The sequence below is a fragment of the Shewanella sp. 10N.286.52.A9 genome, from assembly GCF_041468985.1.
Taxonomy (GTDB): Bacteria; Pseudomonadota; Gammaproteobacteria; order Enterobacterales; family Shewanellaceae; genus Shewanella; species Shewanella japonica.
On the sequence record NZ_JBFRJQ010000026.1, the window covers coordinates 132595 to 159167 of the forward strand.

The 26573-nt window shown below is 40.2% G+C and carries 24 protein-coding genes; 11 read left to right on the forward strand and 13 right to left on the reverse strand.

Annotation, left to right across the window (positions count from 1 at the left end):
- Positions 1-29: 29 nt before the first annotated feature.
- On the reverse strand, positions 30-893 hold the full coding sequence (locus AB4128_RS16980; protein WP_055024776.1) for an HlyD family secretion protein: 864 nt from the start codon (positions 891-893) through the stop codon (positions 30-32).
- A gap of 24 nt (positions 894-917) precedes the next feature.
- Complete coding sequence (locus tag AB4128_RS16985; protein ID WP_055024777.1) at positions 918-1121, reverse strand: DUF1656 domain-containing protein; 204 nt, start codon at positions 1119-1121, stop codon at positions 918-920.
- A 405-nt stretch (positions 1122-1526) separates the two neighbouring features.
- On the opposite strand from AB4128_RS16985, the gene AB4128_RS16990 reads away from it, so the two are divergent.
- The 4 genes from AB4128_RS16990 (at position 1527) to pdxY (ending at position 7477) form a co-directional block, all read left to right on the forward strand.
- Positions 1527-2414: a LysR family transcriptional regulator gene (locus AB4128_RS16990; RefSeq protein ID WP_372038384.1), complete on the forward strand. Its 888-nt coding sequence runs from the start codon at positions 1527-1529 to the stop codon at positions 2412-2414.
- Positions 2415-2848: 434 nt separating this feature from the next.
- A complete protein-coding gene (gene aspT / locus AB4128_RS16995; protein ID WP_372038385.1) occupies positions 2849-4552 on the forward strand; it encodes an aspartate-alanine antiporter in 1704 nt (567 codons plus the stop codon).
- A 105-nt stretch (positions 4553-4657) separates the two neighbouring features.
- Positions 4658-6274, forward strand: coding sequence for a bifunctional aspartate transaminase/aspartate 4-decarboxylase (locus AB4128_RS17000; protein WP_065109966.1), 1617 nt, complete (start codon positions 4658-4660; stop codon positions 6272-6274).
- A 348-nt stretch (positions 6275-6622) separates the two neighbouring features.
- On the forward strand, positions 6623-7477 hold the full coding sequence (gene pdxY / locus AB4128_RS17005) for a pyridoxal kinase PdxY (protein WP_372038386.1): 855 nt from the start codon (positions 6623-6625) through the stop codon (positions 7475-7477).
- A gap of 105 nt (positions 7478-7582) precedes the next feature.
- On the opposite strand, the gene AB4128_RS17010 is transcribed toward pdxY, so the two are convergent.
- The 3 genes from AB4128_RS17010 to AB4128_RS17020 form a co-directional block, all read right to left on the reverse strand.
- Entirely contained in the window at positions 7583-8779 is a 1197-nt protein-coding gene (locus AB4128_RS17010) for an alginate export family protein (protein ID WP_055024782.1), read from the reverse strand.
- A gap of 303 nt (positions 8780-9082) precedes the next feature.
- Positions 9083-9580 (reverse strand): type II secretion system protein, encoded by a 498-nt coding sequence (locus tag AB4128_RS17015; protein WP_372038387.1) that lies wholly within the window; start codon positions 9578-9580, stop codon positions 9083-9085.
- Positions 9581-9783: 203 nt separating this feature from the next.
- Positions 9784-10314 (reverse strand): NUDIX hydrolase, encoded by a 531-nt coding sequence (locus AB4128_RS17020; RefSeq protein WP_080917398.1) that lies wholly within the window; start codon positions 10312-10314, stop codon positions 9784-9786.
- Between the two features lie 545 nt (positions 10315-10859).
- Here AB4128_RS17020 and AB4128_RS17025 point away from each other — a divergent pair.
- The 3 genes from AB4128_RS17025 to AB4128_RS17035 all read left to right on the forward strand — a co-directional run bounded on the left by AB4128_RS17025 (position 10860) and on the right by AB4128_RS17035 (position 13761).
- Positions 10860-11894, forward strand: a complete 1035-nt coding sequence (locus AB4128_RS17025) for a putative porin (protein ID WP_372038388.1) — start codon at positions 10860-10862, stop codon at positions 11892-11894.
- Positions 11895-12103: 209 nt separating this feature from the next.
- Positions 12104-13168, forward strand: coding sequence for a YHYH protein (locus tag AB4128_RS17030; RefSeq protein ID WP_372038389.1), 1065 nt, complete (start codon positions 12104-12106; stop codon positions 13166-13168).
- A gap of 65 nt (positions 13169-13233) precedes the next feature.
- The gene (locus tag AB4128_RS17035; RefSeq protein WP_192022200.1) at positions 13234-13761 is read left to right on the forward strand and encodes a hypothetical protein; all 528 of its coding nucleotides are present in this window, start codon (positions 13234-13236) and stop codon (positions 13759-13761) included.
- Between the two features lie 106 nt (positions 13762-13867).
- Here AB4128_RS17035 and AB4128_RS17040 read toward each other — a convergent pair whose 3' ends face one another.
- From AB4128_RS17040 to AB4128_RS17050, 3 genes are all read right to left on the reverse strand, one after another.
- A complete protein-coding gene (locus tag AB4128_RS17040) occupies positions 13868-14266 on the reverse strand; it encodes a YgiW/YdeI family stress tolerance OB fold protein (protein WP_119969109.1) in 399 nt (132 codons plus the stop codon).
- A 337-nt stretch (positions 14267-14603) separates the two neighbouring features.
- Positions 14604-14924, reverse strand: coding sequence for a hypothetical protein (locus tag AB4128_RS17045; protein WP_119969110.1), 321 nt, complete (start codon positions 14922-14924; stop codon positions 14604-14606).
- Positions 14925-15090: 166 nt separating this feature from the next.
- Positions 15091-15642, reverse strand: a complete 552-nt coding sequence (locus AB4128_RS17050) for a type II secretion system protein (RefSeq protein ID WP_372038390.1) — start codon at positions 15640-15642, stop codon at positions 15091-15093.
- 404 nt (positions 15643-16046) lie between these two features.
- Here AB4128_RS17050 and AB4128_RS17055 point away from each other — a divergent pair, with 404 nt between their 5' ends.
- Both AB4128_RS17055 and AB4128_RS17060 read left to right on the forward strand, forming a co-directional pair.
- Positions 16047-16853 carry an SDR family NAD(P)-dependent oxidoreductase gene (locus tag AB4128_RS17055; protein WP_119969111.1) on the forward strand — a complete coding sequence of 269 codons (807 nt, stop codon included), beginning with the start codon at positions 16047-16049 and terminating at the stop codon, positions 16851-16853.
- A 367-nt stretch (positions 16854-17220) separates the two neighbouring features.
- Positions 17221-18096 (forward strand): radical SAM protein, encoded by an 876-nt coding sequence (locus tag AB4128_RS17060; RefSeq protein WP_372038391.1) that lies wholly within the window; start codon positions 17221-17223, stop codon positions 18094-18096.
- 115 nt (positions 18097-18211) lie between these two features.
- Here the strand turns inward: AB4128_RS17060 and AB4128_RS17065 are convergent, their stop codons facing one another.
- Together AB4128_RS17065 and AB4128_RS17070 are read right to left on the reverse strand one after the other, a co-directional pair.
- Positions 18212-19201, reverse strand: a complete 990-nt coding sequence (locus tag AB4128_RS17065) for a hypothetical protein (protein ID WP_372038392.1) — start codon at positions 19199-19201, stop codon at positions 18212-18214.
- 224 nt (positions 19202-19425) lie between these two features.
- Positions 19426-20595 (reverse strand): winged helix-turn-helix domain-containing protein, encoded by a 1170-nt coding sequence (locus AB4128_RS17070; RefSeq protein WP_372038394.1) that lies wholly within the window; start codon positions 20593-20595, stop codon positions 19426-19428.
- Between the two features lie 452 nt (positions 20596-21047).
- Between AB4128_RS17070 and AB4128_RS17075 the strand changes: the two genes are divergently transcribed.
- Positions 21048-21227 (forward strand): PA3496 family putative envelope integrity protein, encoded by a 180-nt coding sequence (locus AB4128_RS17075; protein WP_055024806.1) that lies wholly within the window; start codon positions 21048-21050, stop codon positions 21225-21227.
- A gap of 286 nt (positions 21228-21513) precedes the next feature.
- Here the strand turns inward: AB4128_RS17075 and AB4128_RS17080 are convergent, their stop codons facing one another.
- Both AB4128_RS17080 and AB4128_RS17085 read right to left on the reverse strand, forming a co-directional pair.
- Positions 21514-23334: an alpha-amylase family glycosyl hydrolase gene (locus AB4128_RS17080; RefSeq protein WP_372038396.1), complete on the reverse strand. Its 1821-nt coding sequence runs from the start codon at positions 23332-23334 to the stop codon at positions 21514-21516.
- 56 nt (positions 23335-23390) lie between these two features.
- Positions 23391-24398, reverse strand: a complete 1008-nt coding sequence (locus AB4128_RS17085) for an aldo/keto reductase family oxidoreductase (protein WP_372038397.1) — start codon at positions 24396-24398, stop codon at positions 23391-23393.
- A 168-nt stretch (positions 24399-24566) separates the two neighbouring features.
- Here AB4128_RS17085 and AB4128_RS17090 point away from each other — a divergent pair, with 168 nt between their 5' ends.
- Positions 24567-25466 (forward strand): LysR family transcriptional regulator, encoded by a 900-nt coding sequence (locus AB4128_RS17090; RefSeq protein ID WP_080915032.1) that lies wholly within the window; start codon positions 24567-24569, stop codon positions 25464-25466.
- 145 nt (positions 25467-25611) lie between these two features.
- Here the strand turns inward: AB4128_RS17090 and AB4128_RS17095 are convergent, their stop codons facing one another.
- The gene (locus AB4128_RS17095) at positions 25612-26295 is read right to left on the reverse strand and encodes an energy transducer TonB (protein ID WP_197495554.1); all 684 of its coding nucleotides are present in this window, start codon (positions 26293-26295) and stop codon (positions 25612-25614) included.
- Positions 26296-26573: the final 278 nt, after the last annotated feature.

Here is a 26573-nt window from a genome sequence, read left to right on the forward strand (position 1 = left end):
TCGATATAAACGGTTCGGTTAACCTGAAATTAAACACCGGTATATATTTGTACAGATGCCGTTGTCCCCACTCGCAGTTGCACACTCTCAGGCACTTGCTCTAGATGCACTTTGACAGGAATGCGCTGTGCGAGACGGATCCACTGAAAGTTAGGGTTCACGTTTGGTAATAATGTATTACCCGTGCTGCCATCTGATTTAGCGATACCGTAACCAATACTTTCTACTTGAGCATTAATAGGGCTATTTGGATTCATCATTAAGGTGACTTGAGCCTTGTCTCCAATATTGACGCCTTGTAAGTCCGTTTCTTTAAAGAAGCCTTCAATCCAAAAACTATTTTGATCAATCAAGGCTACAACAGGATTATTTGCCACAACCTGGGCCCCCTGTCTTAAATTCAGATTAGTAATAAAACCATCGGTAGGTGCTGTTACATGGGTATAGGCCATATTGAGTTCAGCTTGCTCTACAACAGCATCTGCAGCGGCCAAATTAGCCTGTGCGGTTTGCACAGCATTTTGAAAGTTATTTAAATCAAGTTCAGAAACCGTTCCGTGTTTACGACTTTCAAGCGCCATAGCTCGGTGATTCTCATTTTTAGCCTTATCTAATAAAGCCATAGCCTGCAACTGTTTTGCTTTAGCATTGCTTAACTCTGCACGGTAAAGGCTAGGATCAATCTCAAACAGCAATTGCCCTTTCTTTACTTGGCTATTATCTTCCACTAATACCTGAGTCACAGGCCCCGTCACTCTCGGGGTTATCTGAATAATATGAGCTCTTACCTGACCATCTCGAGTCCACGGATTAGCACTGTAATCTTGGTATTGGCTTAACACTGCAACGGCAGCAATCGCAACCATCACCAGCGTAGTAATTATACGAAACATAACAAACTCCAAAAATCTGATGAATTAGGTAAATGCAATAAATCTGCTTAATAACACGGTGATAATCGCCACCAGACAAAGCTCGACTAAAGCAGGCATAACGATCACTCTTTGCCAACCGAGTTTGTTTGCAATAAAGACCAACGCGACGGTTATAAAATAAGCCAACATCACAGTAATGAGCAGGGGCGGAAAATACACTTCTCCAATAGCAAATTCATGAGGCATCTGAGTCACCAATAAGGTTATATACGAAAGAGCAAAAACAGAGGACACAATGTCATTTCACTCATTAATGGCGTTATTTTATGGGAGTATGGGACATTGCCGAAATCGCTTTGGGAGGACTTGACCCTTCAAGCTTAACCATCACCTTCTGCCGCTTATTAGTGAGGGATACGTAACCTGATGTAACCAGTCTCTAAACAAGCTGCTTAACACCGCACTCATCCAGTTCACAAACCGATAAAGAATAGTCCGTTCACGGCATAGTGATAGCCAAACAGTATCATTTAGTCTCAAGCTTGATTACACTAAAACGATGAGTAAAAACTTAATTAACTTTGTGTTTAATCTCGTAAAAATAGCACAGCATCAACTTGTGTACTGAATTGATAAAGGAGCCAATAACCAATGAATTTTAGCTTAGAGCAGTTACGCGCTTTCGTTGCAGTATATGAGCAGCGCTCCTTTAGTAAAGCAGCAGCCAAACTTGAAAAACATCGCACTACTGTCGGTCAAGTCATTACTAATCTTGAAGATCAGGTTGCAGTAGAGTTATTTCATCGAATTGGTAGAAGTGTTGAAGCCACTGAAGATGGTGAGTTACTTTATCAATACGCTAAAACCACGGTTCAACAAGCACTGACCTTTGATAAAGTTGCCTTGAGTTTATCTTATGGTGGGCTTGAATCTATCACTATTGCGTATTGCAGTTTTTTACCCCAAGGTATATTAGCTGAAATACGTAAAAGTCTTGATATCGAATTTCCAAATATGAAAGTCCACTTTGTTGTTCGAACCAAACCGGAAATTAAGAAAGGCATTGAAAATGGGACTATCCATGTTGCGATAGTCAACGTTTATAGCAGTAAAATCGTTAATAGCATCGACTTTACGTTTTTAAAAAATTTACAGTTTCTTCTCTATGCTGGTAAAGAACACCCACTAGCAACAACCCCAAAGAGTAAAGCCTTATCTGTGATGAAATCATCAAGACAGCTCGTGCTCAAGTCGATGATTGATGACGACATGGAAGAAAAAGTGGTTTTATCAGCCGATTATGAAGCCATAGATCAAATGGCATTGGTAGTAAAATTTGTGCAGCAGAATATTGGCTGGGCGGTGTTACCGAGTTCAGTCATCAACTCTCAACTTTTTAAAGAGAACCTCGTAACCTTTGAATGCGATGAAATACAAGACCATTTGAACGTTCCGATTGCAATGTGGTCCCCACACTCAAAACAAGTAGCACCGATTAAAAAAAATATCGTTAAGGTATTCGCCAATTACCAAGGTTAAGCTTTTTAGCACCATTTCTAGCACCATTTCTAGCACCAGCTTATTCTCGGATAAGCTGCGGTCTTTTTTATCTAAATCCACTCTATTTTCGTCATCTTCAATATTTATCTGGCTTTTTTTATATCTCTTAATGGATATATTTGAGTAAAAACTCTAAATATGTATTTTCGGCTACCTTACCAAGGTTAGACACTTTATCTCTAATAATCATTAGCTTAAAAATCACCTCCAGTTATTCATCAAATTTACTAATAATTTATAGAGGGTTTGATCCTTCATATAAGATTAAACATGTTTAATTTATCCCCCTAACATTGCTGCCGAAACCACGCCCCCTCACTTACAAGTTCAGTTCTTCGGTGAATTGGTTTGAGTTTCAACTAAATCAGTGAACATTCACTAAAGAACTATTATTTTTTAAGGCAGCAAATACTATGAGCATTATCGAACAACTATTTGCCATATCTCCTTATATCGCTTTATTTATAACACTCGCTCTAGGTTACCTCATTGGTAAAATCACTATCGGCCGCTTTGTGCTAGGTGGTGTGGCAGGAACCTTGATCATGGGTGTACTAATTGGCCAATTCGGAGTTCAAATAGATCCTGGTGTAAAAACCATCTTTTTCGCGTTATTTATCTACGCCGTCGGTTATCAAGGCGGGCCACAATTTTTCAGTGCGCTCAACTTTAGAACCATTAATATCCTCCTATCAGCAGTTGTCATGACTGTAACAGGCTTATTGTGTGTACTTGCTGCAGCAATGATGTTTGATCTTGATAGTGGCACCGCCGCAGGTCTTGCTGCAGGTGGTCTCACTCAATCAGCCATCATTGGTACCGCTGGTGATGCAATATCTCAGTTAGGTAATGTCACTGAAGAAGCCAAACAAATGATGCAGACCAATGTGGCTGTCGGTTATGCCGTTACCTACATTTTTGGTTCTTTAGGTCCAATTTTGATGGTGTCATGGTTAATTCCTACCTTTATGAAATGGGATATCCGTGGTGAAGCAATCAAACTAGCTGAATCAATGTCAGGGGGTAAACCTGAACTGGCACCAGGTGAGTTTAACGCCATCACTGATTTAGTTTCACGTGCTTATAAAGTTGATGAGAATAATCCATTTATTGGCAGAACGATTCAGCAAATCAATAAAGACATGCTTGCTATTGCTATCGAAATGATTGCTCGAGATGGCAGCGACATAGAGCTCGACAAAGCGGTTTCAATCAAGGCCGGTGACATAGTGATTGTTACGGGTCGCCGTGAAGCGATTGCGGGTCATATGGGTGCAGCCACTAGTGAAGTCGCTATTCCGACAGGCACAGTGTTAATCGAAGAAAATCGTCAACTGATTGCTAAAGATGCCAAATTGGTCGGTAAAACAATTGCGCAAATAAAAGCACAAGCCAATATCGATACATACCGTGGTGTGTATATCACCGATATTATCCGTGGTGGTCATTCACAAGTTATCAGTGCTGATTTCGTCGTAGCGAAAGACGACATCATCCAACTAACTGGTAACTCAAAAGACATTAACCGTGTTGAAAAATCTATCGGTAAACGTTTGGGTTCAGCCTTTGCTACAGACTTTATTTTCTTTGGTCTAGGTATGGTTGCAGGTCTGTTAATTGGCCTAATCAGCTTCGAAATTGCTGGCATTCCGGTCACCATCGGTTCTGGTGCAGGTTGTTTAATCTCAGGTTTATTCGTGGGTTGGTTACGTAGTCGTAAACCAGCAATAGGCTCTCTGCCTTTAGGTGCGTCTAACTTCTTACGTGATTTTGGTTTAGCAGTCTTTGTCGGTATTGTCGGCCTACAAGCGGGGCCAGAAGCCATTAATACCATTAAAGAACATGGATTAACTTTATTGTTCTTGGGTATGGCGGTAACCATTATTCCGCAAATCATTTCATTCTTTATTTCTTACTACGTATTGAAAATTAAGAACCCAATTGAAGCATTAGCTTGTGTATCTGGTGGCAGAAGCGCAAACCCAGCATTCGCAGCCTTACTTGAAAAAGCAGGTAACGCAACACCGGTTTTTGCTTTCACCGTGACTTATGCCATTGCCAATGTATTGCTCACCCTTTGGGGCCCAATCATTGTCGGCATCATTTCAACTCAATAGTTTCTACTCATTAATTTCTACTCAATAGCATGAATTCGGCGAGTGAGTTCAACTCAACTTACTCGCCAACAGATTAATTTTATTAAATATAAACAGGTAAACATTATGAATAACCAACACACTGATACAGCAATGGCTATCGACTTCACCCAATTCGCTAACTTAAGCCCATTTGAACTAAAAGATAAGTTAATTGAAGTGGCACAAACAGTACCTGATCGCACCTTATTAGATGCAGGTCGTGGTAACCCAAACTTCCTAGCAACCCTGCCACGTAAAGCATTTTTACGCTTAGGTGACTTTGCATTAGAAGAATCAGAGCGCAGCTATTCTTACTTAAATGAAGGCTTTGGTGGTATCCCTGATGGCGAAGGCGTTGTTGAACGTTTCGATACGTTTGCGAAAGCGAATCAAGGCAAAGAAGGCGTTGAGTTTTTACAAAAAGCCATCAGCTACGCAAAAGATCGTTTAGGCATTGAAAAGCAGTCTTTCTTACACGAATTTGTAAACGCATTTTTAGCCTGTAACTACCCTGTCCCTTCACGCATGCTAACCAACATCGAGAAAGTCGTAAAACAGTACATCGGTGAAGAAATGTATGGCGATATGCCAATGACCACTAACTTTGACCTGTTTGCTACCGAAGGTGGCACAGCATCAATGACTTATACTTTTGCGACAATGGCTAACAATGGCTTACTTAAGAAAGGCGATAAAATCGCGTTAATCACGCCTATCTTTACGCCTTACTTAGAGATCCCAGAGCTAGCTGAGTACGACCTCGAAATTGTTGAGATCCGTCTAGACGAAACCACTTGGCAGTTACCACAGTCAGAAATTGAAAAATTAGCGGATACTGACATCAAGCTATTATGTGTTGTTAACCCAGCTAACCCAGCATCAGTTAAGTTTTCAAACGATACACTTAACCGTTTAACTGACTTTGTAAACACCCAACGTAGCGACTTATTCATCATTACTGATGACGTATATAGCACTTTTGCCGACAACTTTGTGTCTTTGTTTGCCAAACTGCCATACAACACTTTATGTGTTTACTCATTCTCAAAATACTTTGGTGCAACCGGCTGGCGCTTAGGCACCATTGGTATTCATCACAGCAATGTCTTTGATGATGCTATGCGCGCCTTACCTGAAGCACATCAACTAGAGTTGGATAACCGTTACAAAACAATCACGCCAGATCCACGTAGCATCAAATTCATCGATCGTATCGTTGCAGATAGCCGCGCGGTCGCGCTAAACCACACTGCGGGTTTAGCATTACCACAGCAAGTGCAAATGGCGTTATTCTCTCTAAACTGTTTAATGGACTTAGAAGATAACTACAAAGCGGCTTGTAAACGTATTATTCGTGAACGTTACATCACACTCTATAAAAACATGGGTGTTGAAGTTGAAGACAACGAAGACCGTGTTGATTACTACACACTACTTGAGCTCGATACACTAGGCGGCAAGCTTTATGGTGACGCGTTTGTCACCTGGTTTAAAGAACACGGTAAAGGTAAAGACTTCCTATTCCGTTTAGCCCATAAAACTGGCGTGATTTTATTACCAGGTAAAGGGTTTGATGTTGTTCATCCATCTGTACGTGTTTCTCTAGCTAACTTAACTCACTATGAATATGAGTTAATTGGCCGTGAAACTCGCTCAGTATTAGATGACTACTTTGCTGAATACCAAGCCGCTCAAGCTTAATTGATTTAATAAGTTAATCTATTAGCATGACGATAAACGCCAATCATAAGATTGGCGTTTTATTACGTTTATTCAAGCAGGTTTTGCCATGCGCTCAGCGCTTAAGTTGTGGTTTATGTGTAGCTTAAACACTTCAAGATCACAGACTACTATCTCTATTATTGATATATCCATACTAATATTGATATATCCATACTAAGCGACTATAAGCTAACGATGAATTTGCATCTTAAAAGCTAAAACTTATAACACGTAAAAAGCTAAAAGCTCAGTCAGCACATCAGGCTGTGTATTAAGCTCAATTCACGCGATAACAGCATCAAACAACTCAATAAAAGTAGGTCATAAATGAAAGGCATTATTTCAATTCAATCTCATGTGGTATTTGGCCATGCTGGCAATAGCTCTGCAGTATTTCCGTTGCAACGCATGGGAATGGAAGTCTGGCCTATTCATACCGTACAATTTTCAAATCACACCCAATACTCACAAGGCTGGAAAGGCCGCGCTTTTTCAGCAGATGATATCAATCAGCTAGTCACTGGTATCGACAATATCGGCAAAATAGCAGACTGTCAGGCGGTATTATCAGGTTACCAAGGTAGCGCAGAACAATGCCAAGCTATTATTAACACGGTCAATACAGTCAAACTGCAAAATCCAGCTGCACTTTATGTGTGCGATCCTGTGATGGGCGATCCTGAAAAGGGCTGCATTCTCGCAGAAGGTATTACCGAACAATTGATAAATGAAGTGATGCCGATTGCTGATGTGATTGTGCCGAATCAATTTGAGTTAACTCAGTTTACTAAAATGGAAATCAACAACCTTGAGCAAGCCAGAGCCGCTTGTCAAAAAGCGTTATCGATGGGGCCTAAAATGGTGTTGGTAAAACACCTGCACTCTGTTGCTGATGACACTTTTACCATGATGCTCGCCACTGAATCAGGTTGTTATATTACCCAGCGCCCACAACTTGAATTTGATAAACAACCAGTTGGTGTCGGTGACTTAATCTCCGCTTTATTCACTGGTGGATTATTAAATGGCATGAGCGAAGTCGATGCATTTGAGCATGCAACTAATGCCTGTTACGGCGTATTAAAAGAGACTCAACAAAGACAAGAATGGGAACTGCAAACCATTGCTGCGCAAAATGAATTAGTTAATCCGAGCGAGAAGTTTCGCGCTAAAGCGGTATAAATAATGGTATAAAAAAGCAGGAATCTAATCGATTCCTGCAAACTAGGTGGGGGAGTGTCAACAACGACAGCTCACCTAAACTGCCGTTGGTTAGATGCTTACAACTTAGTAGTTAGCTTGGAATGTCAGCCATAATTTATCGGTATCATTTGAGAAATCATAACCTTCGTCAGCACCACTGAAGCTTGCATATTTAACGCCTAGGCTATAATGCTTCGCAAATGGGTATGTAGCAGCAACGCCCCACTCTGTACCCATATCGATATCACCATAATCAGACTCAAACTGGTGGTATTTAGCTAAAAGTTTAAGGCCGGCAATTTTACCCGTTACAATCACATGGGTATCAACTAAACCATTATCCCAGTTACCTTTACCGCCAAATAAAAACTTATCAGTCCAACCGTTAAAGGCATGTAATGTTGCTAATGGTGTAATAAAGCCAGCTTTGCCGCTGTCAGAACCGAGTACTTCGTAGCCAATTTTTGCGCCAAAAGCATCAAAATCAATACCGGCACCTAATTTGTAATAATCTGCACTGTAACTGACTGGGTTATCACCGCCTTCAGACTGCTGAGCATATTCAGCTTCATAGCTCACTTTCAGTGCATCTAACTTAATATTACCCGTTGCACGAACACCAAAGGTATCAGTTGAGAATGCAGCAACATCTGTATTATCAATCAAATAGCCGTAACCACTTAAATTAACAAACTCGAGTCCTTTGTAATTGATATTGATTAAGCTGGTTTCGTTCTCGTGTTCTTCTTTACCTGAGCCTTCTGGGAAAATACGATTCACATTGGCCACATACGCATAATAAGCAGTGAGGTTTTCAATCGCCGTATTTTTAACAGATACCGCATCGTAAGTTTGTTCATTTTGACGGAAGCCAACCCCACCAACAAAACGCTGATTATCTAATAAAATGCGTTGACGGCCTAATTTAGCTAAGGTTTCAGCAGGCCCTTTGTAACCAATAAAGCCTTGGTTTATTTGAGTATATTTGTAATCACCAATTAAAGGTTCATTATCGGTTGAACGCACATCATCAACTTCTGCTAAAGCAAATAGGTTATAAATATCACCGGTTTGATAAGTTAAACGAGTACGTAATGTGGTTTGATTTTGCTGGTCAACATTCGCCACATCGACATCTTCATAGCGAAGTCTAAACTGCACATTCACTGAAGAGTCATCGATAAATGCTTTTTTTAATGGATCGACGCTTTCTGATTCAGCGTAAGCTGCAGATGTCGCTAATCCGGCAAGAACAGCTAATGTGAGGGTAGTTAATTTCATTTATTGTAATCCTTATATTTCATCATCTCGAGTGATGTTATATAGGTGAAATAAACTATAAATATTGATCTAAAACAATGTTACAAAAAGACTACAATTGCGTATCAATAATTGTGAGCAAGATCATTAACTAATACTAATTTAGCGTACCTCGAAATAGGTATTTTCAGTAATACCTCATATATAATTTGCTAAATAACCAATATCGATTTTAGTTTTATGCTAACAAAATATGTAATCCGCATATAAACAGCCAAAAAAAAGCCTGAAATAAAAATTTCAGGCTTTATCATTTTCGATGAATTAACAACCCGTAACGGTTAAATCATAAAACGCTGGCTCTGCAACGTTCGCTGTCACGCTATAGCGTAAGTTACAATTGCTGCTGATATCGTATCCTTGTGGGAAAATGTACACACCAGAGTTGGGTACATCATAGATCCCCCAATCTTGAGTAAATGCTTCCGCTGGACTGGCTAACTCAGCAAAGTCCCCTTCTACAGCTTTAGGAATATTCACTTTAGATGCAGTAATGTAGCCAACTGTCGTTGCGATTTTTACGCCGTTAACCTCAACTTCACCTGACTCCAGACTCGTTTGCGAGTCGATAGCCGCTTTTGAATAAACCAGTGAATTCGCCGATTGTAAACTCGCTTGTAAGCTTTGTAAGTTGGCAGTCACTGCGTCTGTTTTCAGATTTAAAAAATTAGGTGCTGCCACAACGGCTAACACACCTAAAATAATAATGACGACCACAAGTTCTATTAACGTAAAGCCACGTTGTGAATAACTGCTTCTCATAATACTTCTCAAATAACATGATATTTCAATAGGTTTAAAACAAGCCAAACCCTATCAAAATCAATAAGATTAATAATAGCCGCAGCATATATGAAGTCCGTACACTCAGCCACTACATACGTAACAAAAAGGTTTTAAATTGTTGGTGGAATTACGCTTTTGTTACACAAGTCGTACTTTTAAGCCATCAAACATCCAGCGTATTACAGTAGCTCTTGTTTAATTAACTTCAGCAAAAAGGTTTCACGCTCAATGGATAAGCCTTTCTTGTCACTATTGGCCATCGTATCAAGGTTATGTTGAATGGCTTGATCAATGTCCATCCAGACAGGCTTCATGCCATTATTAATTTCATGCTGCTCAAATTGGGTATCACCTAACTCTTGATCTATTTCGCAGGTATAACAATAAGACAGCATATGCATGAGGTTTGCCCCATTCCTAGCCCATGGTCGGTACTCTTCATATAAACCAAACTCGTTAATATTTCGAATATCACGCGCGCCCGTTTCCTCACTCAACTCACGGACTAAGCCTTGCTCAATATCTTCGTGATCATCAACACCACCGCCTGGCAATGAGTAATCATGATATCGGGCGGTATACAACATCAGTATTTTCTGACCTTGTAGCACAATCGCTCTAGCCGCTCGTCGAGTTAGCATGACGTTATTTGTATCGTTCACAAATTCAATGGGGGTATCTGGATGATGAGTGGTTTTTAAATGGCGCATAAGCAAGTAACGAGAATCACAATAGTTGAAAAGGCGCATCATACGCCAATTTTGTGATCCACTGATAGTTTTTGCAGCTCTTCAACCTATGCGGACTTTTGTCCTCACAGCTTGAGTTCTCGCTACTTATTATCGAGTTAATTAAAAAAGGGGAAATACGAAGACTGCACACATCAATGGCAAACTGGGTAATTTTGCCGAAACCTTCTTAGACAATGCAGTCAAAGTCACCCACATTCGCAAGCGGTTTTAATTGCATATCAACGTCTGTATAAGCTCATTTTGTCTCGATTTTAACGGCTAATTGGCTTACGTAATCTCACAGCCATTCAAGCCCAATAAATAGCTTAAATGCGCTAAGAAACGAAACCACACAATTCAAGCCTCAACATTTCAGTCTTTACACCGCTCACACTTTTATATAAATTGAATTAAACATAACACATTGATAAATAACAACAATCGATACAATTATACACAAGTGTTACCAAATGGTAATAGTCAATCTTGTTATTTAAATCAGTAAACAAACAAGGATGTAAGATATGAAACGATGCCACTCTCAGCCACTCAAACTGACCGCAGCGATTGCTATTAGCTTTGTGGCTTTTTCTGCTCAAGCTAATGATACGCTAGCATCAGCTAACAACAGTTTTCATCACGATACTAGTGCTTCATATATCACTGATACAGACAACAGCGACAACGCTTATCTATTTGCCAGTTATCGTTATTATTTTGATGCCGTGAGCACTGATTTAGGTCCTTGGGCCCTAAATACCTTTTTGGCTCAATCTTCAAACTTCGGCGTAAACTACCTTAAATCAGATCTAGCCGAGACCAGCAGTTATCAAGTCGATGGCACTTATGTTTTTGAATCAAACTGGTTCATTGGCGCAAATTATCAGCAAATCAATGATGACGATGACTCCTTTGCTTGGCCATATAATTACGACGAGTCACTTTATGGTCTTAAGCTAGGTTATTACTTTAACAAAAGCTCGCAAATCTCCCTTTTTTACCAAAATCAAAGTGGATCAGATAGTTATCAACACACAAGTGGCAGTGGTCAGAATTTCCAAATCGGCTTATTAGCAGCTAATTTTGATAACCAATCCGATACCTTCGGTATAGAGACTCAAAGTTATATCCCAATGGAATCAATTAATGGGGTGAATTTGTTTGCACGCTGGCAGTACACCGATGCGAGTCAATATTACTATTATCGACTCGCGCAAGATGGTTTTTTGCCAGAACGCTACTTCACCACTGACATTGATAATACCTTCAACCACATTTTTCTAGCCGCTGATTTTTACATCAATAAGTCGTGGTCAATAGGCGCGCAATACGATTGGCAAGATATTGATATCAAGCAATTTAATAGCAGCAGCTTCACCCCTGAGGGGGATACAATTGAAGTCTCTGACAGTGTCAATAATTACGGTCTTAACACGGCTTACTGGTGGCAGATATCACCCCATTTCTCTGCCAAATTCAGTGCAAGTAAGCTATTTAATGACAATGGCGATAACCAAGACTCCTTGCTATTTGGCCTAGATTTAAATGCAAGATTTTAAACCCAGTAAGTTAATGCTCTTCGGCCAATGAGTTGCTTAGTGTCATCGCCATGACTTTGATGGCGATGACCGCTTAACAACAAAAAACTAACATTTATCCACTTTCTCCTTCTTTTCTACACATTTGCTGCACATTTCATCGCTACGATAGACCTTACTACATGAGCAAACGCTAACTTACCCTTTGCATTACATAGGAAATCGTTGCGATGAAACTGACAGTTAATTCAAATAATATAAATGCCAACCTAATACTGCACTGGTTATCTTTATTACTTATCTGCACATTAACTGCTTGTGGCGGTAGTGACAGTAATAGTGATTCAGAGATTGCAGATGAAACCCAAGAAACGGTCACAACCCCCAATGACAACTCAGGTGATGATAACACTGGTGGTGACTCTGGTGATGACTCTGACGACTCAGGTGCTGATGATGAAGGTGCAGGTTCAACTGATGGGGTGCTTTGCGACTATATAAATAGCACCTATAACGAATCTGAATCAGTTTATAACACCAGTAACGCCGAATGGTCATGCGAGGGAGGTGAACGCTTATTAGAAGCAAACGGGATCCCTGACCATGATGTCGGCACTTTCCCCAATGCCAACAACCCAAATATGATTTTCGAGCAAGATATCTTAGCTAATTTCAGCTTAACACCTGTCGAAACTAACACTGCCACCGTTCTAGGCGGCCCAAGAGGCACCCTAGGTTATGTACTCAATGGAGTAAAAATTGATGCCAGTACAGCGGGGACTTGTGATGATTCTGGAAATAACTGCAGCTTAGTAGGCAACGAGGGTAATTGGAATATTGAGGCATTAGGCCAAAGCAACTTTAACTTTGGTACCGACGATAATAACGCCCACGTTCAACCTGGAGGCGAATACCATTATCACGGAATGCCAGAAGGCTTTATCGAACTTCAGCAAGGCGGTAACGACAAAATGACCCTCATAGGTTGGGCTGCTGATGGGTTTCCTATATATGCTCGATATGGTTACAGCGATGCCAATGACGCCAGTTCAGAGCTCAAAGCCATACAAGGGAGTTATCAGCTAGTCACCACGGTGAGTGAAAGCAGGCCTTCGACCGAGATTTATCCACTCGGGACCTTTGCTCAAGATTGGGAATATATAGCAGGTTTCGGTGACTTAGATGAATGCAATGGACGAGTTGGAGTCACACCTGAATTCCCTAATGGCATTTACCACTATTACGCCACCGACAGTTACCCGTACTTTCAGCGTTGTGTCAAAGGCGAGGTTTAGTCTCTATTTATCTGGTTGAAGCCAATAACTCGATTACACTTACATCAATTAAGAGTATACCCAAGATGATGTTATTAAAAATTATCACGATATTAATAATCTGTATTCTAATGTGTGCCAACGCACTCGCACATATGATGGTTGCGCAGCACGGTACCATCAATATTGTTGATAAAGGCGCCTTTATGGTGCTGTCCTTACCCGTATCTGCCTTTGAAGGTTTAGATATGGACAATGATGGCAAAGCATCCTCTGCCGAACTTACGCGATACAAAAACCAAGCAACTGAATTAATACATGAAAATGTGCAGCTTAGTGACTCAAAAGCCAAGCTACCATTGCAAGGGTTAATCATTTCATTAGCATCTCATGGCAATCCCAAAAAGCCGTCATCACACTTAATTGTAATGGGTAAATATCCCCTAGATAACACCAATGACGAATTAACGTTTACCAATCGCTTATTTGGTCGTCACTTGCCTGAGCAACAAATGGATATGACGATTACCCGCCAACATGATAAGCAAAAACAGACCTTTATTATCGATAAAGATCAGTCGTCTAAAACCTTACTTAATGCCTCTGCAGACTAATTTTTCAAAACAAAAAGGCGAACCATCACTAGGATGATTCGCCTCTTATTTTCTTAATGAATAACCGAGTTTAATAATCTTAGTTATTAAACTCGGTTAACCTGTATTAGTCAGCTAAACGAACAACATCGACATCTAAAGACGTAGTAGTCCACTCGCTATCCACTTCACCTTGTAAAGTCAGCTTGGTTTCTGGAGTAGCATGAATACCACTCCATTTGTCATCATCAATTTCGACAATAATTTCGCCACTGTCATCTTTAAATCGATACTCTTCATCACCTAAAGACTCGACGATAAACCCTGTTAGTATGGCTGGAGCATCGTCTTTTGCCTCTAATGCAGAAGCAACCGTATGAGCAGAACCAGCAACTGGTCCACTGAATCCACCAGCTTGATTTAACGCTGGTGTCGTTACGGCAGCATTATCAGAATAACCTTCAGACTGATTTGCCATTGCTGCTGATGACATAAATAACACACTGCATACTAATAATTTTTTCATTTCTATCCTCATTAACATCATTGGCTAATAGATTAAGGTTTTCGACAAACACGCTCTTTTTGCACAAGCTGAAACATTGGTTAACACCTTTTGTTGGCGGAATAATACGCGATTACTGAGTGTTAAAGTCCAAGATGACCTATTGTTAATGTGAAACATTGTTCATCATTGGTTTATTAAGGTGTATTAGCGCCTCAACCATTAAAGTTATGCTTGATGTGGCTATGATATGAAGAATTATTGAAACCTAGTTACCACTTTACGCCACTGTGGTTTCATATGATGTCAGCAAGATAAATAGAAAATATATCAACAAAAAGAGAAGCAACTATATGAATTAGTCATTTAACATCGACTCACATTCGAAGCCTTGTCTCATAGAGTCGAATCGACAGTATAAACCACACTGCCATGGTGCATTGTTATATTCTGCCGATACTGTCTGTGCATGAGCTTTACATGAAGGGTAATCTACAAAATCTGTATCCATTTCATAAGCGGCAGAATCATAACCATTTTTATACACAAATGAGCTCCAAACTTCAGGGCCTTTATGTTGATTAGACTGATTGATCATCACAACTGATGTGATAACAGCTATTAGCAAGCCGATGATAACGACGACAGATACAAGGTTAGCGTTTTTAGCTTTAGGCATAATAATTTAGCGAAAAATAAACATGGCATTAGCATAAGCGGTTAATAGTGAAAAGCAATCGCTACTAAGCTAAGTCAGTTCGAAAAAACATAGGATTTAGCTAAAACTAAAAGCAGCCTCAACACATGAGACTGCTTTATATTTCAATCTATAAATCTTAGCCTCCTTAACACTTGTTTGGATCAGTTTCTATTATGTACTCTGGTAATTCTGTTGTACTTTTTGCCTCCTTATAGATTAACTTACATTCTGCAGGCGCACCGACTTGCCAAATAGTCGCTTGCCCATTGCCTTCATACATTGTCCATTCAGCACCTCTATCAACAGCCATGGTTGGATCGGTTTCAGAAACGGCTGAGTTAAAGTCATTTTGTAGCAAATTATCTAAATCTAGTTCAGAAGCAACCACATAACCGTAGGCTGTGTACAAATCATTACCTGTACCGATATCTAAATCCGTCACATTTGCATCTTTCTCCACTCCAGCAAGACTGGCTTTTGAATACACCAATGTATTAGCACTTTGAATCGCCGCTTTCATTCCAGCAAGCGAGCTCACGCGAGCATCACCCTGCAAATTAATGAACTTGGGCGCGGCCACGACAGCTAAAATGCCAAGAATAATGATGACAACCACTAATTCGACTAAAGTGAAGCCGCCTTGCGCTTGAGTTGTCGACATTGAAAAATTCGGTTTTGTAACCATTGATAATTTCATAGTGATACCTCGCTATAGAGACATTTTCGTCTCTCTGATGAAGGCTTAAGTCATCTTAAACCTCGAATGCCATCCTAGCGTTGGAGTTAATCCACCTTATAACCATCACTCTATTTTTTTCTTAATTGAAACGACTTAATTGAAACGACAAGTGTATCAACCACAAAACCAAATAGAGTAAAGACTCTAAATTAACATTGGACTCAATTTTGTGATTGTGCAAATTAAATAAAGTTAATTTTTAACCAATCTATTGCTGCTATTTACAGTGCTCTATTATCAACCGAATCTATAAAGTGATTCTGCATTTAGTGCCATTATCAAACACTCAATAAGTGCTAATATTAATGAATCAAAACAGTGGACAGCGCCCCAGCGGCGATTAATATCATTAGGAATACACCATGCAAAAAATCATTCTTGTTACTGGTTCAACAGATGGAATTGGATTAGAAACTGCAAAAATGTTACTCGCTGAAGGCCATAAAGTATTACTTCATGGACGTAACCCTAACAAACTTGCCGATGTGGAAACGCTGCTTACTAACAGCTCCTCTGCTGCACAAATCGAAACGTATGTTGCCGATTTATCTAGCATGAGTGATGTCAAAAAGTTAGCAGCAAACATTAAAGAAAAACACAGTAAACTGGATGTGTTAATTAACAATGCTGGGGTTTATAACCCTACGACGTTAATCACCTCAGACGGCTTAGATTCACGCTATGCAGTAAACACTTTTGCGCCTTATTTGCTTAGTAAGTTGTTAATGCCGATCATGGATAATAGCGGCCGCATTGTGAATTTATCTTCAGCTGCACAAGCCGCTTTTTTAGCAAGCGACATGGCACAGCCAAGTCAGTTATCTGATAGTACTGTCTATGCCCAAAGTAAACTGGCTCTGACCATGTGGTCACGAGATCTCGCCTTATCAGTTCAAGGTCATGGACCTATGATTGTCTCGGTCAATCCTGCTTCGATGTTAGGCAGTAAAATGGTTAAACAAGCATACGGTGTGGCTGGCGGAGATTTATCAATTGGTGCGGACATTCTAACCAGAGCGGCATTATCAGAAGAGTTTGCTCAAGCAACTGGGCAATATTTTGATAATGACAGAGGCCAATTTGCATCACCTCACCCTGATGCACTTGATGTAGCTAAAACCGCAAAAGTGGTTGCTGTGCTTGAGCGAGTTCTTACAGAGCTAAGCTAATAATTAAGCTCAGCTTCAATTACAAAAACCTTAATATTAAAAAAGCTAATGGCCCGTGCCTTTAGCTTTTTTATTGCCCTGCGATGACTCATTCTTTTGATAAAACCTGTCATCTTCAGCATAAGCACAACGCCTTTTCATCGCGGCAAACCCTGAGTTGCATAACAGTCCTGTGACTTAGCAATAAAGCGATTATCAACAAAATCGATAAACTGATTCAATATACTGCTTAATTATCAAGCTAAAAATCTACTGCTAAGATCGCCCTCATTGTATTGCTAGGTGTCTTTTCATCTAGCATTGACCTAGAGTGTCTCCACTTCTAGGTGATGTATTCTCAATAAGACGACAGTCTTAAGGAAACGTTATGCGTTATGAAGGCAAAGTTTATCGTCCATGGCCCGAGGCTGACAGCATCCTCATTCAGACCACATTAGGTTGCAGTAACAACCAATGTACTTTCTGCAATATGTTCAGCGATAAACGATTTAAAATTCGTGAACTAGAAGATATTTTTAGTGATATTGAACAGGCCAGAAAAATCCACGCTCACGTTGAATCTATCTTTTTGATTGATGGCAATGTCATGGCTGTAAGAACCGAATTTTTATTGGCAATTCTCAATAAAATTACTGAGACTTTCCCTGAAATTCAAAATATTGCTTTATATGCAGGCTTTAATGATTTTCGCCGTAAAACAGTGGCAGAACTTAAACAAATGCGGGCTGCGGGTTTGACAATGGCATACGCAGGTTTAGAGTCTGGCGATCCTATTGTCCTCGATAACATCAAAAAGGCGATGAAACCTGAACATGCCATTGAAGGCATGGCGATGGCAAAAGAGGCAGGGATTAAAGTGCTGGCTTCATTTATATTTGGACTAGGTGGCCGTCATCGCTCAAAAGAGCACATTAAAGCGACTACAGATATTTTAAACATTATGCAGCCGGAAGAAATTGCGCCAATGGCCATTGCAATTCAGCCAGGGACAGAACTCGAACAGCAAGTACTGCGTGGTGAATTTCTTATGCCAAGTCCATTACAAGTGCTGGAAGAAGAGAAGTACTTACTGGAAAATTTAGCGGATTTTGACTGCTATTACTGGGGCGATCACGGTAATAATATCTCGCCAATGCGAGGCATGTTACCTCAAGCTAGAGTGCCATTTAAAGATAGAATTGAGCATGAAATAGCAACCAATCCAGTGACAAAACAAGACATCATTCAAACGTTTTCTTGGTAGGCTAACATGCTAATTTAACAGCTATTACCTTGCAAAGTGTTGGGATTCACCCTCAACACTTTGCCATTATTTAAGCCACTGTTTTTACTTTACTGAATGTCTTATCAACCACGCATTAGTTCACGGTATACCGTAGCAATACCTCATTATCTAACACCACATTAGTAGACCAAATAAAGCTGGCTCCCGCGCCACTGAATTTTTCGATAAAATTCATGTAGGCTTTTTTATTATTCACTCCTATTTCATCATCTGAGTATAAGCTTGCTTGCGGCCAAGTACTTGAATCAAAATCTTCATTCATCCAATTATCAGCCATCGTCCAATGTACGGCATACGCTTGTTGTCCATTTTTCTCATCCGTAACACCACAATCAGTAGATAATCTCGCGCCGTCTTTTTCAGATAAGCAGCTTAAATCTAAAATTGGAGAGGTATAAAAGGTTTGCGCTTGCCAATCACGATTTGTCACAGTGCCATCACTAAAGCTGGCAATAAAGCCCCCATCACCAGCATGGTATGCATTACCTCTATTATTCTCAGAACCTAAACCTAGGTTTTCTTCCCAATCAATGACTTTAACTGCAATGGTATAAGGTTTACTGACCTTAAATTTTACAATACTTGAATTAAATGGCGTAAATGGCACGCTATCAACGGCGATTAATTTGCCATTGATATAAAGCTCAAAGTAATTATCTGCAAAAATATACCCAGTAATCACCTCACCTTGCGGGTCAACTGTCACCACAGGTACATCATCTTGATTAACTTCGGCTAAATTTCTAGGGGTAATACCAGCGCATTGTTCATATAAATCCATTGCTTTGGGCGCACTGCTAAATTGATTACTGCCTGGTACAGTCCATACTGCGCCCTGCGCATCAGTAATCTCACCTATACCAGCAACGCGACTGCGACCATTTTGACACGTAAACAAATTACTGACGACGGTAGTCGCAGCGCCTTGGGTAATACTCCCTGAGCCGAGATAGTCATCATGGTGCATTTGAATATCATCAGAAGCACAGCTCATCGCTGTACTTCCTATCATGACGATACCGCCAACTGAAAATAGGATGTTTTTAAACAATTCGTTTTTCATAGGCCCTTCAGTCAATCAAATAAATGTGTTTGTTAATAATAGGCTATTCAAAAATATTGAATAAGGTTATTTAACCCTAGCAAGACACTAATCACTAGCAGCTTTACAGTCTTTTAAGCTTTGACATAAGTGGCGCACAATTAGAATTACTGCGTATTGAAAACGAAAAGGCTTAGATGCTGAATGATAAAGTAGCGGTTATTTATAGAACTCACTAAAAGTGATTAAGAAATCTTACTAACCTTCTGAATAATATATCTTTCGCACATATTAAAGTGAGCAAATTCTTGCAACTGCGATTCTAACTCCGTCATAAATTCACTTAACTCTTTTATTGAAGGCTCAAGGATTAAGTGAATGACATACAAAGTACCTGTTCGCTTTTCTGCTTTACAGTCCGCTCTTGCTACTAAGGTTGCATTCCACATTATCGGCAAACAAAAATAGCCGAACTGGCGTTTTGCGGCGGGGACATAGCACTCAAGCAAGTAATCAAAATCAAATATCGCATTGGCGCGTTTGCGTTGGATCAGTAAGTTATCGAACGGCGACAGTATTTTCAGTTGTTGCTTGTTCACTCTGCGGTTTAGTAATGCTAAAACATCATGGCAAGCATAATATTCCACACCGTTAATCAGCACTTTATCAATCTCACCTGAGTGATAAAGCTCATCGATAGCTGCACTTGCATAGGCTTTAACGTGCTTGAGTAAATAGATGATTTCAGCCAGAGTACCAAAGCCTTGAGCGCGTAAAAATCGCAACACTAAAAATCGGCCATGTTCCTGTGGTGTAGGCACACTGTCATCAATATTTTTAGGTAATACTCGCTGGGTTAAATCATAGACCTTATGAAAGTTTCGCCGCTCGGTAATCATCAAATCACCTTGCATATACAAATTTTCTAGCGCCTGTTTTGTTGGACTGGCTCCCCAACCGTTATTTTTTAAACCTTTCGACACAAAGTCTTTAGCCATTAGCGGCCCTTCCGCTTCAATTCGACTCATGACCTCAGCCATTAATGGTAAATTTTTATTAAACCAATGCTGTTGCTCCCCAGCTTTTAAAGCATTCTTTCTTGGTAAGCTAAAGCGATAATCTTGCATGGGTAAGTAAGCCGCTGCATGCGACCAATACTCAAAGACTTTTTTATCTGCAATAAGCGTATCGATATGATCGAGTTGATAATGTGGGTTACGAGTCCAAAGCGTGTGATGATGCGCTCTTTGCACCACCGAAATAGTATCGATTTGCACATAGCCTAAGCGCCTTATTACGGCCAAAGAGGCTGAGTTTGCGGTGTTCTTTGAGGATTTAACCGGAAAACCTTGAGACAGTAAAACTAACTTTCTAGCTTGAGTCGGGCTTAACGTTAAAGCAGCTCTATCAGTCATATGGAATTACTCTGAAGTCGCAGTTGGAGTTAAAGATACATTCATGGCCATGCTTTAATCCCAATAAGGCTTTTGGCCAAATTGCTCAGCGAAATAATCAACAAAATCTATATAGCCATTATAAAATGGGCTTACCTTTACGTAAATTAGCAATTTTTAGCTTGTTGATAGTCAGATTTAATAGCCACAAAAAGCTGCTATCTATCTAAAAAGATGACGGATATCTCCTTTTGAAACTTTAAAATAAAATTGTTATCCGGATCGCATTTTCATTTTGAAACTCCTGATAAATTCCAGCTTAAGCATACACTAATGTAGTGTTTATTTTTACCAATACTAAATGCTTGTAGTTTGGTCTCTATGTTTGATATCGACAGGTTTTCTTGAATACCATCAGCGCCATTTGGCCCATGAAACACCAAGAAAATTCGACTCGATAATGAGGATATTTTATGGCTGAAATTATTGAATTTGTTCCAAGTAACACAGAAATAGATGGGTTTGAAAAACCATCTAATCCAAAAGCAAAAGAAGATATACAACACAGACGTGAAGTAAAAAGACGTCTTGAAGACTACCTCGAAGCACAACAACTCAAACGTGCAATGGGTGAGGATGATTTTTTTGCGTAATCCCTAGAATTCTTAACTAACGATTTCTTTTTCCAATACAGGCGTTCATCTCCCACCACGCTTTGTTATTCATTAAGCTCATTGGTTTCTGAGCTTAATGAATTATCCAATAATCCCACTTAGTTTCATTAATCACTGCGCAATCGTTGCATCACGCTTATCCAATAAAAAAACCACTGTAAACTCATACCTACAGTGGTCAGGAGTAAAAAGGGGAAAGCTCCTTAGTGAGGTTTTATCGTCAATCTGAGCCTATATTGACTCCTTGCTATTAGTCGTTGCATTGCTAATAGTCGTTGCGATGAGTCACTCGATACACCTCAAAACTTAAACCAGCGAGTGAGACCTTAATATCATGCTCATTAACCCTGACTTGACTCGGTGATATAGCAGTCTTTGATGATGTTGCCGCTTCTTTTAAAGCCTGCGTATTAAGGAGTGAATCCACTTCAGTAACCAGCATAGGAATCGTTGCCGAAGCCAAGCTGGTACCAGTATTAAATACCATCAATAACTCCTCACCAGTGCTGCTATCTATTCTTGAAAAAGCAAACATAGCGGCATGACTTGCGTTCTCTTTATCAGCATAAAATCGAGCTTGATACTCACCACGGCGTAAAACCCGCTCAGTCTTGCGTAGCTCACTCAGTGCGGCAATAGCCCTATACAAAGGATGCGCTTTATCGAAGTTGTCATCAGCCGTTGTTGCCAAAGTGCCCAATAACGAATTGTCGTTATAGCTTGCGACATGTGAGGCAAACATGTCTTCTCGGGCATCAATATCATTACCATCGCCAGTAAACCCTTGCTCATCACCGTAATACACCACCGGAATCCCTCGAGATAAAAACATAAAGGCATGGGATAAAATACTGCGCTGTAATTTTTCTGCTTCTGTGCTGGCAATGCCAGATTCATTGATAAAGTAACCTGCTCGTCCCATGTCGTGATTACTTAAAAAAGTCATCAGTAAATCGGCTTGGCTATCTTCATCTTTATACAAATCATCTTGCTCAAATAATTGCTTGGCAAGCAGCGGACTTTGCCCTTGATAAAAGATTTTTGCAGCCACGTCTTGAAAAGCAAAGTCCAATACCGACGGCAGTTTTCCATCTGTTGTGTATAAGCTCAAATTAACAGGGTTGGTATCATAGACTTCACCGAATACATGAAACTGAGGGATCCCCTGCTGCTTGGCAAACTCAACAATAGCAGGGCTGAAGGTTTGCCAAAATGATAAATCAACATGACGCACGGTATCGATTCTGAATCCATCAGGTTTAAATTCAGCAATGAGGTTTTGATATATCTCGACCATCCCAGACAGCACTTTAGGATGCAAAGTATTCAGATCGTCTAGACCATTAAAATCACCGTTTAATGAACTTTCTCCCTCAAAATTACTGTCGCCTTGATTATGATAATACTGTGGGTCATTTAGCCAAGATGGTGTTTTGATATTGGCTTCATCATCCAATAGAAATGGCGAATACTGCTCACTCATTGCTGTGTTTACTGGCTTATATTCACAACGCGTTAGCCCTTCAATAAATCGACCATCAAGTTGGTGGCACTCTTTATAACGAATGATATCTGCAGTGTGATTAGTGATAATGTCAAAAAATACTTTCATGCCACGTCGGTGCGCCGCATCAATCAATTGTTTCAGATCATCGTTTGTACCAAAGTGCGGATCGATTTCAGTAAAATCGACAATCCAGTATCCATGGTGAGCAATGCCGTCTTTTTGAATCGCATTATTTCTTAGCAGTGGTGTCATCCATATTGCTGTAATACCAAGCGATTCAAGATACGCAAGTTTCTGTTCAATACCGTTAATATCACCGCCATGAAAACCGCGCTCAGTAAGGGGAGCAAACCCGCCATGAGATACACCAGATACGGCTCCATTGTCATTGGCTTGATTACCATTGTTAAAACGATCTGGTAAAACAAAATAAAAAATGTCATCTCGAATATCACGATGAAGATAATCCTGATATATCACGTTATCGTCCGTTGCTTTCGCATCGTTTACCTTAGGCGCAGCGTGTATGTGGAAGGCCAATAACAGTAAAGCCAAACTCGTGTAAAATATTTGTTTCATAACACCTTCTTAATCCATTAATGAATAATCCAAATCAGCCCAATAACGTGCTGAAATTAAGGCAGTTCATGCCCCTTTGCACTGACATATAAGGCATACCAATGCTCACGAGTTAGCTGTAACCCCACTGCTTGCTGACATGCTGCAATACGTTGCAAGTCGGTTGTTCCAACCACTGGCTGAACTCGAGCCGGATGCTGCATTAACCAAGCAAGAATGATGGCCTCTTTACTGACACTGTATTCAGCGGCAAGCTGACAAACTAATGCGTAGGTTTGTTTAACCCGCATTGGCTCATCACTGAGATCTGCGCCGCTGTATCGTCCTTGGCATAAGCTTCCCCACGACTGCACTTGAATATGTTGCTGTTGGCAATACTCCAATGTGCCAGGGGTAAAATTAATATCAGCCCCAAGCTGATTTCCGGCATAAACAGTTTCATCTATCCAATGCTGTTTGTGTAAACTCAGCTCTAACTGATTCACGACCAAAGGCGTATCTAAATGCTGTTGCAGCATACGCATTTGATGGTGCTGCATATTCGAGACACCTAAAAATCTCACTTTGCCTTCGTCACGAAGTCGGTGATAGGTATGGGCAACATCTTCTGCATCCATTAGCGGATCGGGTCGGTGTAATACCAGTACATCTAGGTAGTCAGTTTGCAGGTGTTTTAGACTTTGATTCACACTGTGGCCTATCCATTGTGCCGATAAATCATAGCGTTTAGGCCCCTTATCATCAGCAAATCGAATACCGCATTTAGTTTGAATCAACATATGCTCTCTTAGCTCAGGTCGAGACGATAAAACTTGACCAAATACTTGTTCCGCTTTACCAAAAGTATAAATATCCGCATGGTCAAAATAGGTTATCCCTTGGTCTAAAGCGGTATTCACCACATCATGTGCCTGCGCTAAGTCTTTTGCATTTATGCCATTTTTATTCCAGCCCCCTCCCAACCCCATACAGCCATACACTAAAGGGCTTGCGTGAGGTAAGTGCTGATTAAGAGGTAAAGGATTAGGGCTAACATTTGCCAAAGGTTTAACGACAGACTTCATGGTTTAATCACTGATGTTAAGTATTAAGATGATGCATATTCTCAACATTAAGCCCATCAGTGGAACCGTATTCTCCAAAATCATTATTTGATATAACTACCAATAACAAAATACAATTCACTTTAAAGAACAAAAAATATCATACGTATTTTATGAAGGACTAAGCTAATGAGCCGAGAGCACAAGAAATTTGAGCGACTATTTCTATTTAATGAAGTCGCAAAACAGCTCAGCTTTACCGAAGCAGCGGCGACTTTAGGCATATCCAGAGGCTATCTTTCGGAACAGATCCGCCAATTAGAAAAGGAATTTGGCAGACCTTTGCTGATCCGCAGTACGCGCAGTGTAAAACTCACACCTCAAGGTGAATTAATATTGGCGAAGATGGGACAGGTAAAACAATCGTTATTGGAGTTAGATAGGCAGATACGCCATGACAATGACAGTATTGCGGGTCGAATTCGTATTACAGCACCCAGCCAGTTTACTCAACGTTACCTATTGACTATTTGCCGTGATTTTCAAAAGCAAAATCCACTCATTGAGTTTACGCTCGACAGTAGTTACACCACCTACGATTTAACCCAAAATGACTTTGATTTAGCCATTAGAGCAACCAAAACACCACCACAAAATATGGTGGCTAAAAAGTTATTTTCTTACCAGTATGTATGCTGCGCGGCACCCGCTTATATTGAACAACACGGTGCTCCAAGTACAATTGAAGAGCTGACACAACATCACTGCTTAACCGCTGAAGAACAAAGCCTGTGGCATATAGGGCAAGAACCGATGATGGTGAAAAGTCATTTAAGCATTAATGATAATCACATGCTAAAAGCGTTAGCACTTGATGCCCAAGGGATCATTTTTGTGCCTGAGTATTTGGTTGATAGAGAACTTGAAGTTGGCAACTTAATGCCTTTACTCGTCAATGAGCCCACACAGGCCTCTTCTACTTACCTTGTTCATCCACAACTGATACATCAATCAGCAAGATTAGCGAGTTTTATTACCTTTACGTCAGATTGGATAAGTCGTCACCTGCCGCCATCACAGCGACAATAGTGGTTTAGCAGATTAACCTAACTCTGCAGCTAAATGAGCTAGGTTAACCCGAATAAAACCGCCAATACGGCTACGTGCGATTACTGAGTGCAATTACTGAGCGCTATTACTGAGTGCAATTACTGAGCGCTATTACTGAGCGCTATTACTGAGAATGATCGAGCGTAAAGTCTAATCTTACTTGCTGATGACGCTGGATCACGCCCTGACCTTTGACCGTTTTTGGTTTGTACTTCCAATTATTAATCGCCTGCAAAGCTGCACGGTTAAAGGTTCTTTTAGGTTCAGCCTCCAGCACTTGTGCATTGATAACCGCCCCACTGCTACTGATATCAAACATCACTATCACATAACCTTCTTTCCCGTCACGAGCAGCATCCATAGGATACTGAGGTGAGACTTGTACTACAGGCATTGCGTCCCCTTCATTAAATCCCGGAGTAAACGTTTCTTGAATCGGCGTCGTCATTTCTGGCGAGATGTCATCAAAAGTATTATTCGTATCCGAGCTGGTTGTCGCAACCGTATCGCGTTTAACTAAGGGCGGTATTGATTTCTTTTCCAATCTAATTTTTTTTATCGGCTTTGACGGCTCTGCAGGCCTCTCAAAATAATCAATGATTGGGCTCGGTTGCACTTCTTCCACATAAACATCATCGCTTTTTATCAACTGGGCCATGAATACAAACAAGGCAAGCGTGATAGCCCCACCAACGAGTAAAATACTCACATGGCTCACTATGCGAGATGAGGTAATACAATGGAAAAAGTTCACAGAGTTTGAGTAAAAAGCTGAACTATTTTGAAAAGCAGTTTGATCTGAGGTCATAGACATTCCTTGTGTAATGTAGAATTAATACAAACAATTAAGCTGCCTTTTAACCTGTAGTCTTCAATTAACGCACTTACCAAATATTTTGTTACATTTAGCCAAAACAACCAGAACAACACATAAAACAAAACAATTAATTAACAAAAAATAAACACAGAAAGCGCTTTCAAAATAACATTATTGTTTCGCATTAATATTTAACACTTATCTCCCAAATGCTCACCTCATTGTTTCAGTTTAGATTCATACCTAAGTATTAAGCTCAAGCTGGCTAT

What these genes read in the sequence shown, in the direction of transcription:
- AB4128_RS16980 (WP_055024776.1), bottom strand. Translation starts at nt 893, where the DNA reads ATGTTTCGTATAATTACTACGCTGGTGATGGTTGCGATTGCTGCCGTT.
- AB4128_RS16985 (WP_055024777.1), bottom strand. Translation starts at nt 1,121, where the DNA reads ATGCCTCATGAATTTGCTATTGGAGAAGTGTATTTTCCGCCCCTGCTC.
- AB4128_RS16990 (WP_372038384.1), top strand. Translation starts at nt 1,527, where the DNA reads ATGAATTTTAGCTTAGAGCAGTTACGCGCTTTCGTTGCAGTATATGAG.
- aspT (WP_372038385.1), top strand. Translation starts at nt 2,849, where the DNA reads ATGAGCATTATCGAACAACTATTTGCCATATCTCCTTATATCGCTTTA.
- AB4128_RS17000 (WP_065109966.1), top strand. Translation starts at nt 4,658, where the DNA reads ATGAATAACCAACACACTGATACAGCAATGGCTATCGACTTCACCCAA.
- pdxY (WP_372038386.1), top strand. Translation starts at nt 6,623, where the DNA reads ATGAAAGGCATTATTTCAATTCAATCTCATGTGGTATTTGGCCATGCT.
- AB4128_RS17010 (WP_055024782.1), bottom strand. Translation starts at nt 8,779, where the DNA reads ATGAAATTAACTACCCTCACATTAGCTGTTCTTGCCGGATTAGCGACA.
- AB4128_RS17015 (WP_372038387.1), bottom strand. Translation starts at nt 9,580, where the DNA reads ATGAGAAGCAGTTATTCACAACGTGGCTTTACGTTAATAGAACTTGTG.
- AB4128_RS17020 (WP_080917398.1), bottom strand. Translation starts at nt 10,314, where the DNA reads ATGCGCCATTTAAAAACCACTCATCATCCAGATACCCCCATTGAATTT.
- AB4128_RS17025 (WP_372038388.1), top strand. Translation starts at nt 10,860, where the DNA reads ATGAAACGATGCCACTCTCAGCCACTCAAACTGACCGCAGCGATTGCT.
- AB4128_RS17030 (WP_372038389.1), top strand. Translation starts at nt 12,104, where the DNA reads ATGAAACTGACAGTTAATTCAAATAATATAAATGCCAACCTAATACTG.
- AB4128_RS17035 (WP_192022200.1), top strand. Translation starts at nt 13,234, where the DNA reads ATGATGTTATTAAAAATTATCACGATATTAATAATCTGTATTCTAATG.
- AB4128_RS17040 (WP_119969109.1), bottom strand. Translation starts at nt 14,266, where the DNA reads ATGAAAAAATTATTAGTATGCAGTGTGTTATTTATGTCATCAGCAGCA.
- AB4128_RS17045 (WP_119969110.1), bottom strand. Translation starts at nt 14,924, where the DNA reads ATGCCTAAAGCTAAAAACGCTAACCTTGTATCTGTCGTCGTTATCATC.
- AB4128_RS17050 (WP_372038390.1), bottom strand. Translation starts at nt 15,642, where the DNA reads ATGAAATTATCAATGGTTACAAAACCGAATTTTTCAATGTCGACAACT.
- AB4128_RS17055 (WP_119969111.1), top strand. Translation starts at nt 16,047, where the DNA reads ATGCAAAAAATCATTCTTGTTACTGGTTCAACAGATGGAATTGGATTA.
- AB4128_RS17060 (WP_372038391.1), top strand. Translation starts at nt 17,221, where the DNA reads ATGCGTTATGAAGGCAAAGTTTATCGTCCATGGCCCGAGGCTGACAGC.
- AB4128_RS17065 (WP_372038392.1), bottom strand. Translation starts at nt 19,201, where the DNA reads ATGAAAAACGAATTGTTTAAAAACATCCTATTTTCAGTTGGCGGTATC.
- AB4128_RS17070 (WP_372038394.1), bottom strand. Translation starts at nt 20,595, where the DNA reads ATGACTGATAGAGCTGCTTTAACGTTAAGCCCGACTCAAGCTAGAAAG.
- AB4128_RS17075 (WP_055024806.1), top strand. Translation starts at nt 21,048, where the DNA reads ATGGCTGAAATTATTGAATTTGTTCCAAGTAACACAGAAATAGATGGG.
- AB4128_RS17080 (WP_372038396.1), bottom strand. Translation starts at nt 23,334, where the DNA reads ATGAAACAAATATTTTACACGAGTTTGGCTTTACTGTTATTGGCCTTC.
- AB4128_RS17085 (WP_372038397.1), bottom strand. Translation starts at nt 24,398, where the DNA reads ATGAAGTCTGTCGTTAAACCTTTGGCAAATGTTAGCCCTAATCCTTTA.
- AB4128_RS17090 (WP_080915032.1), top strand. Translation starts at nt 24,567, where the DNA reads ATGAGCCGAGAGCACAAGAAATTTGAGCGACTATTTCTATTTAATGAA.
- AB4128_RS17095 (WP_197495554.1), bottom strand. Translation starts at nt 26,295, where the DNA reads ATGACCTCAGATCAAACTGCTTTTCAAAATAGTTCAGCTTTTTACTCA.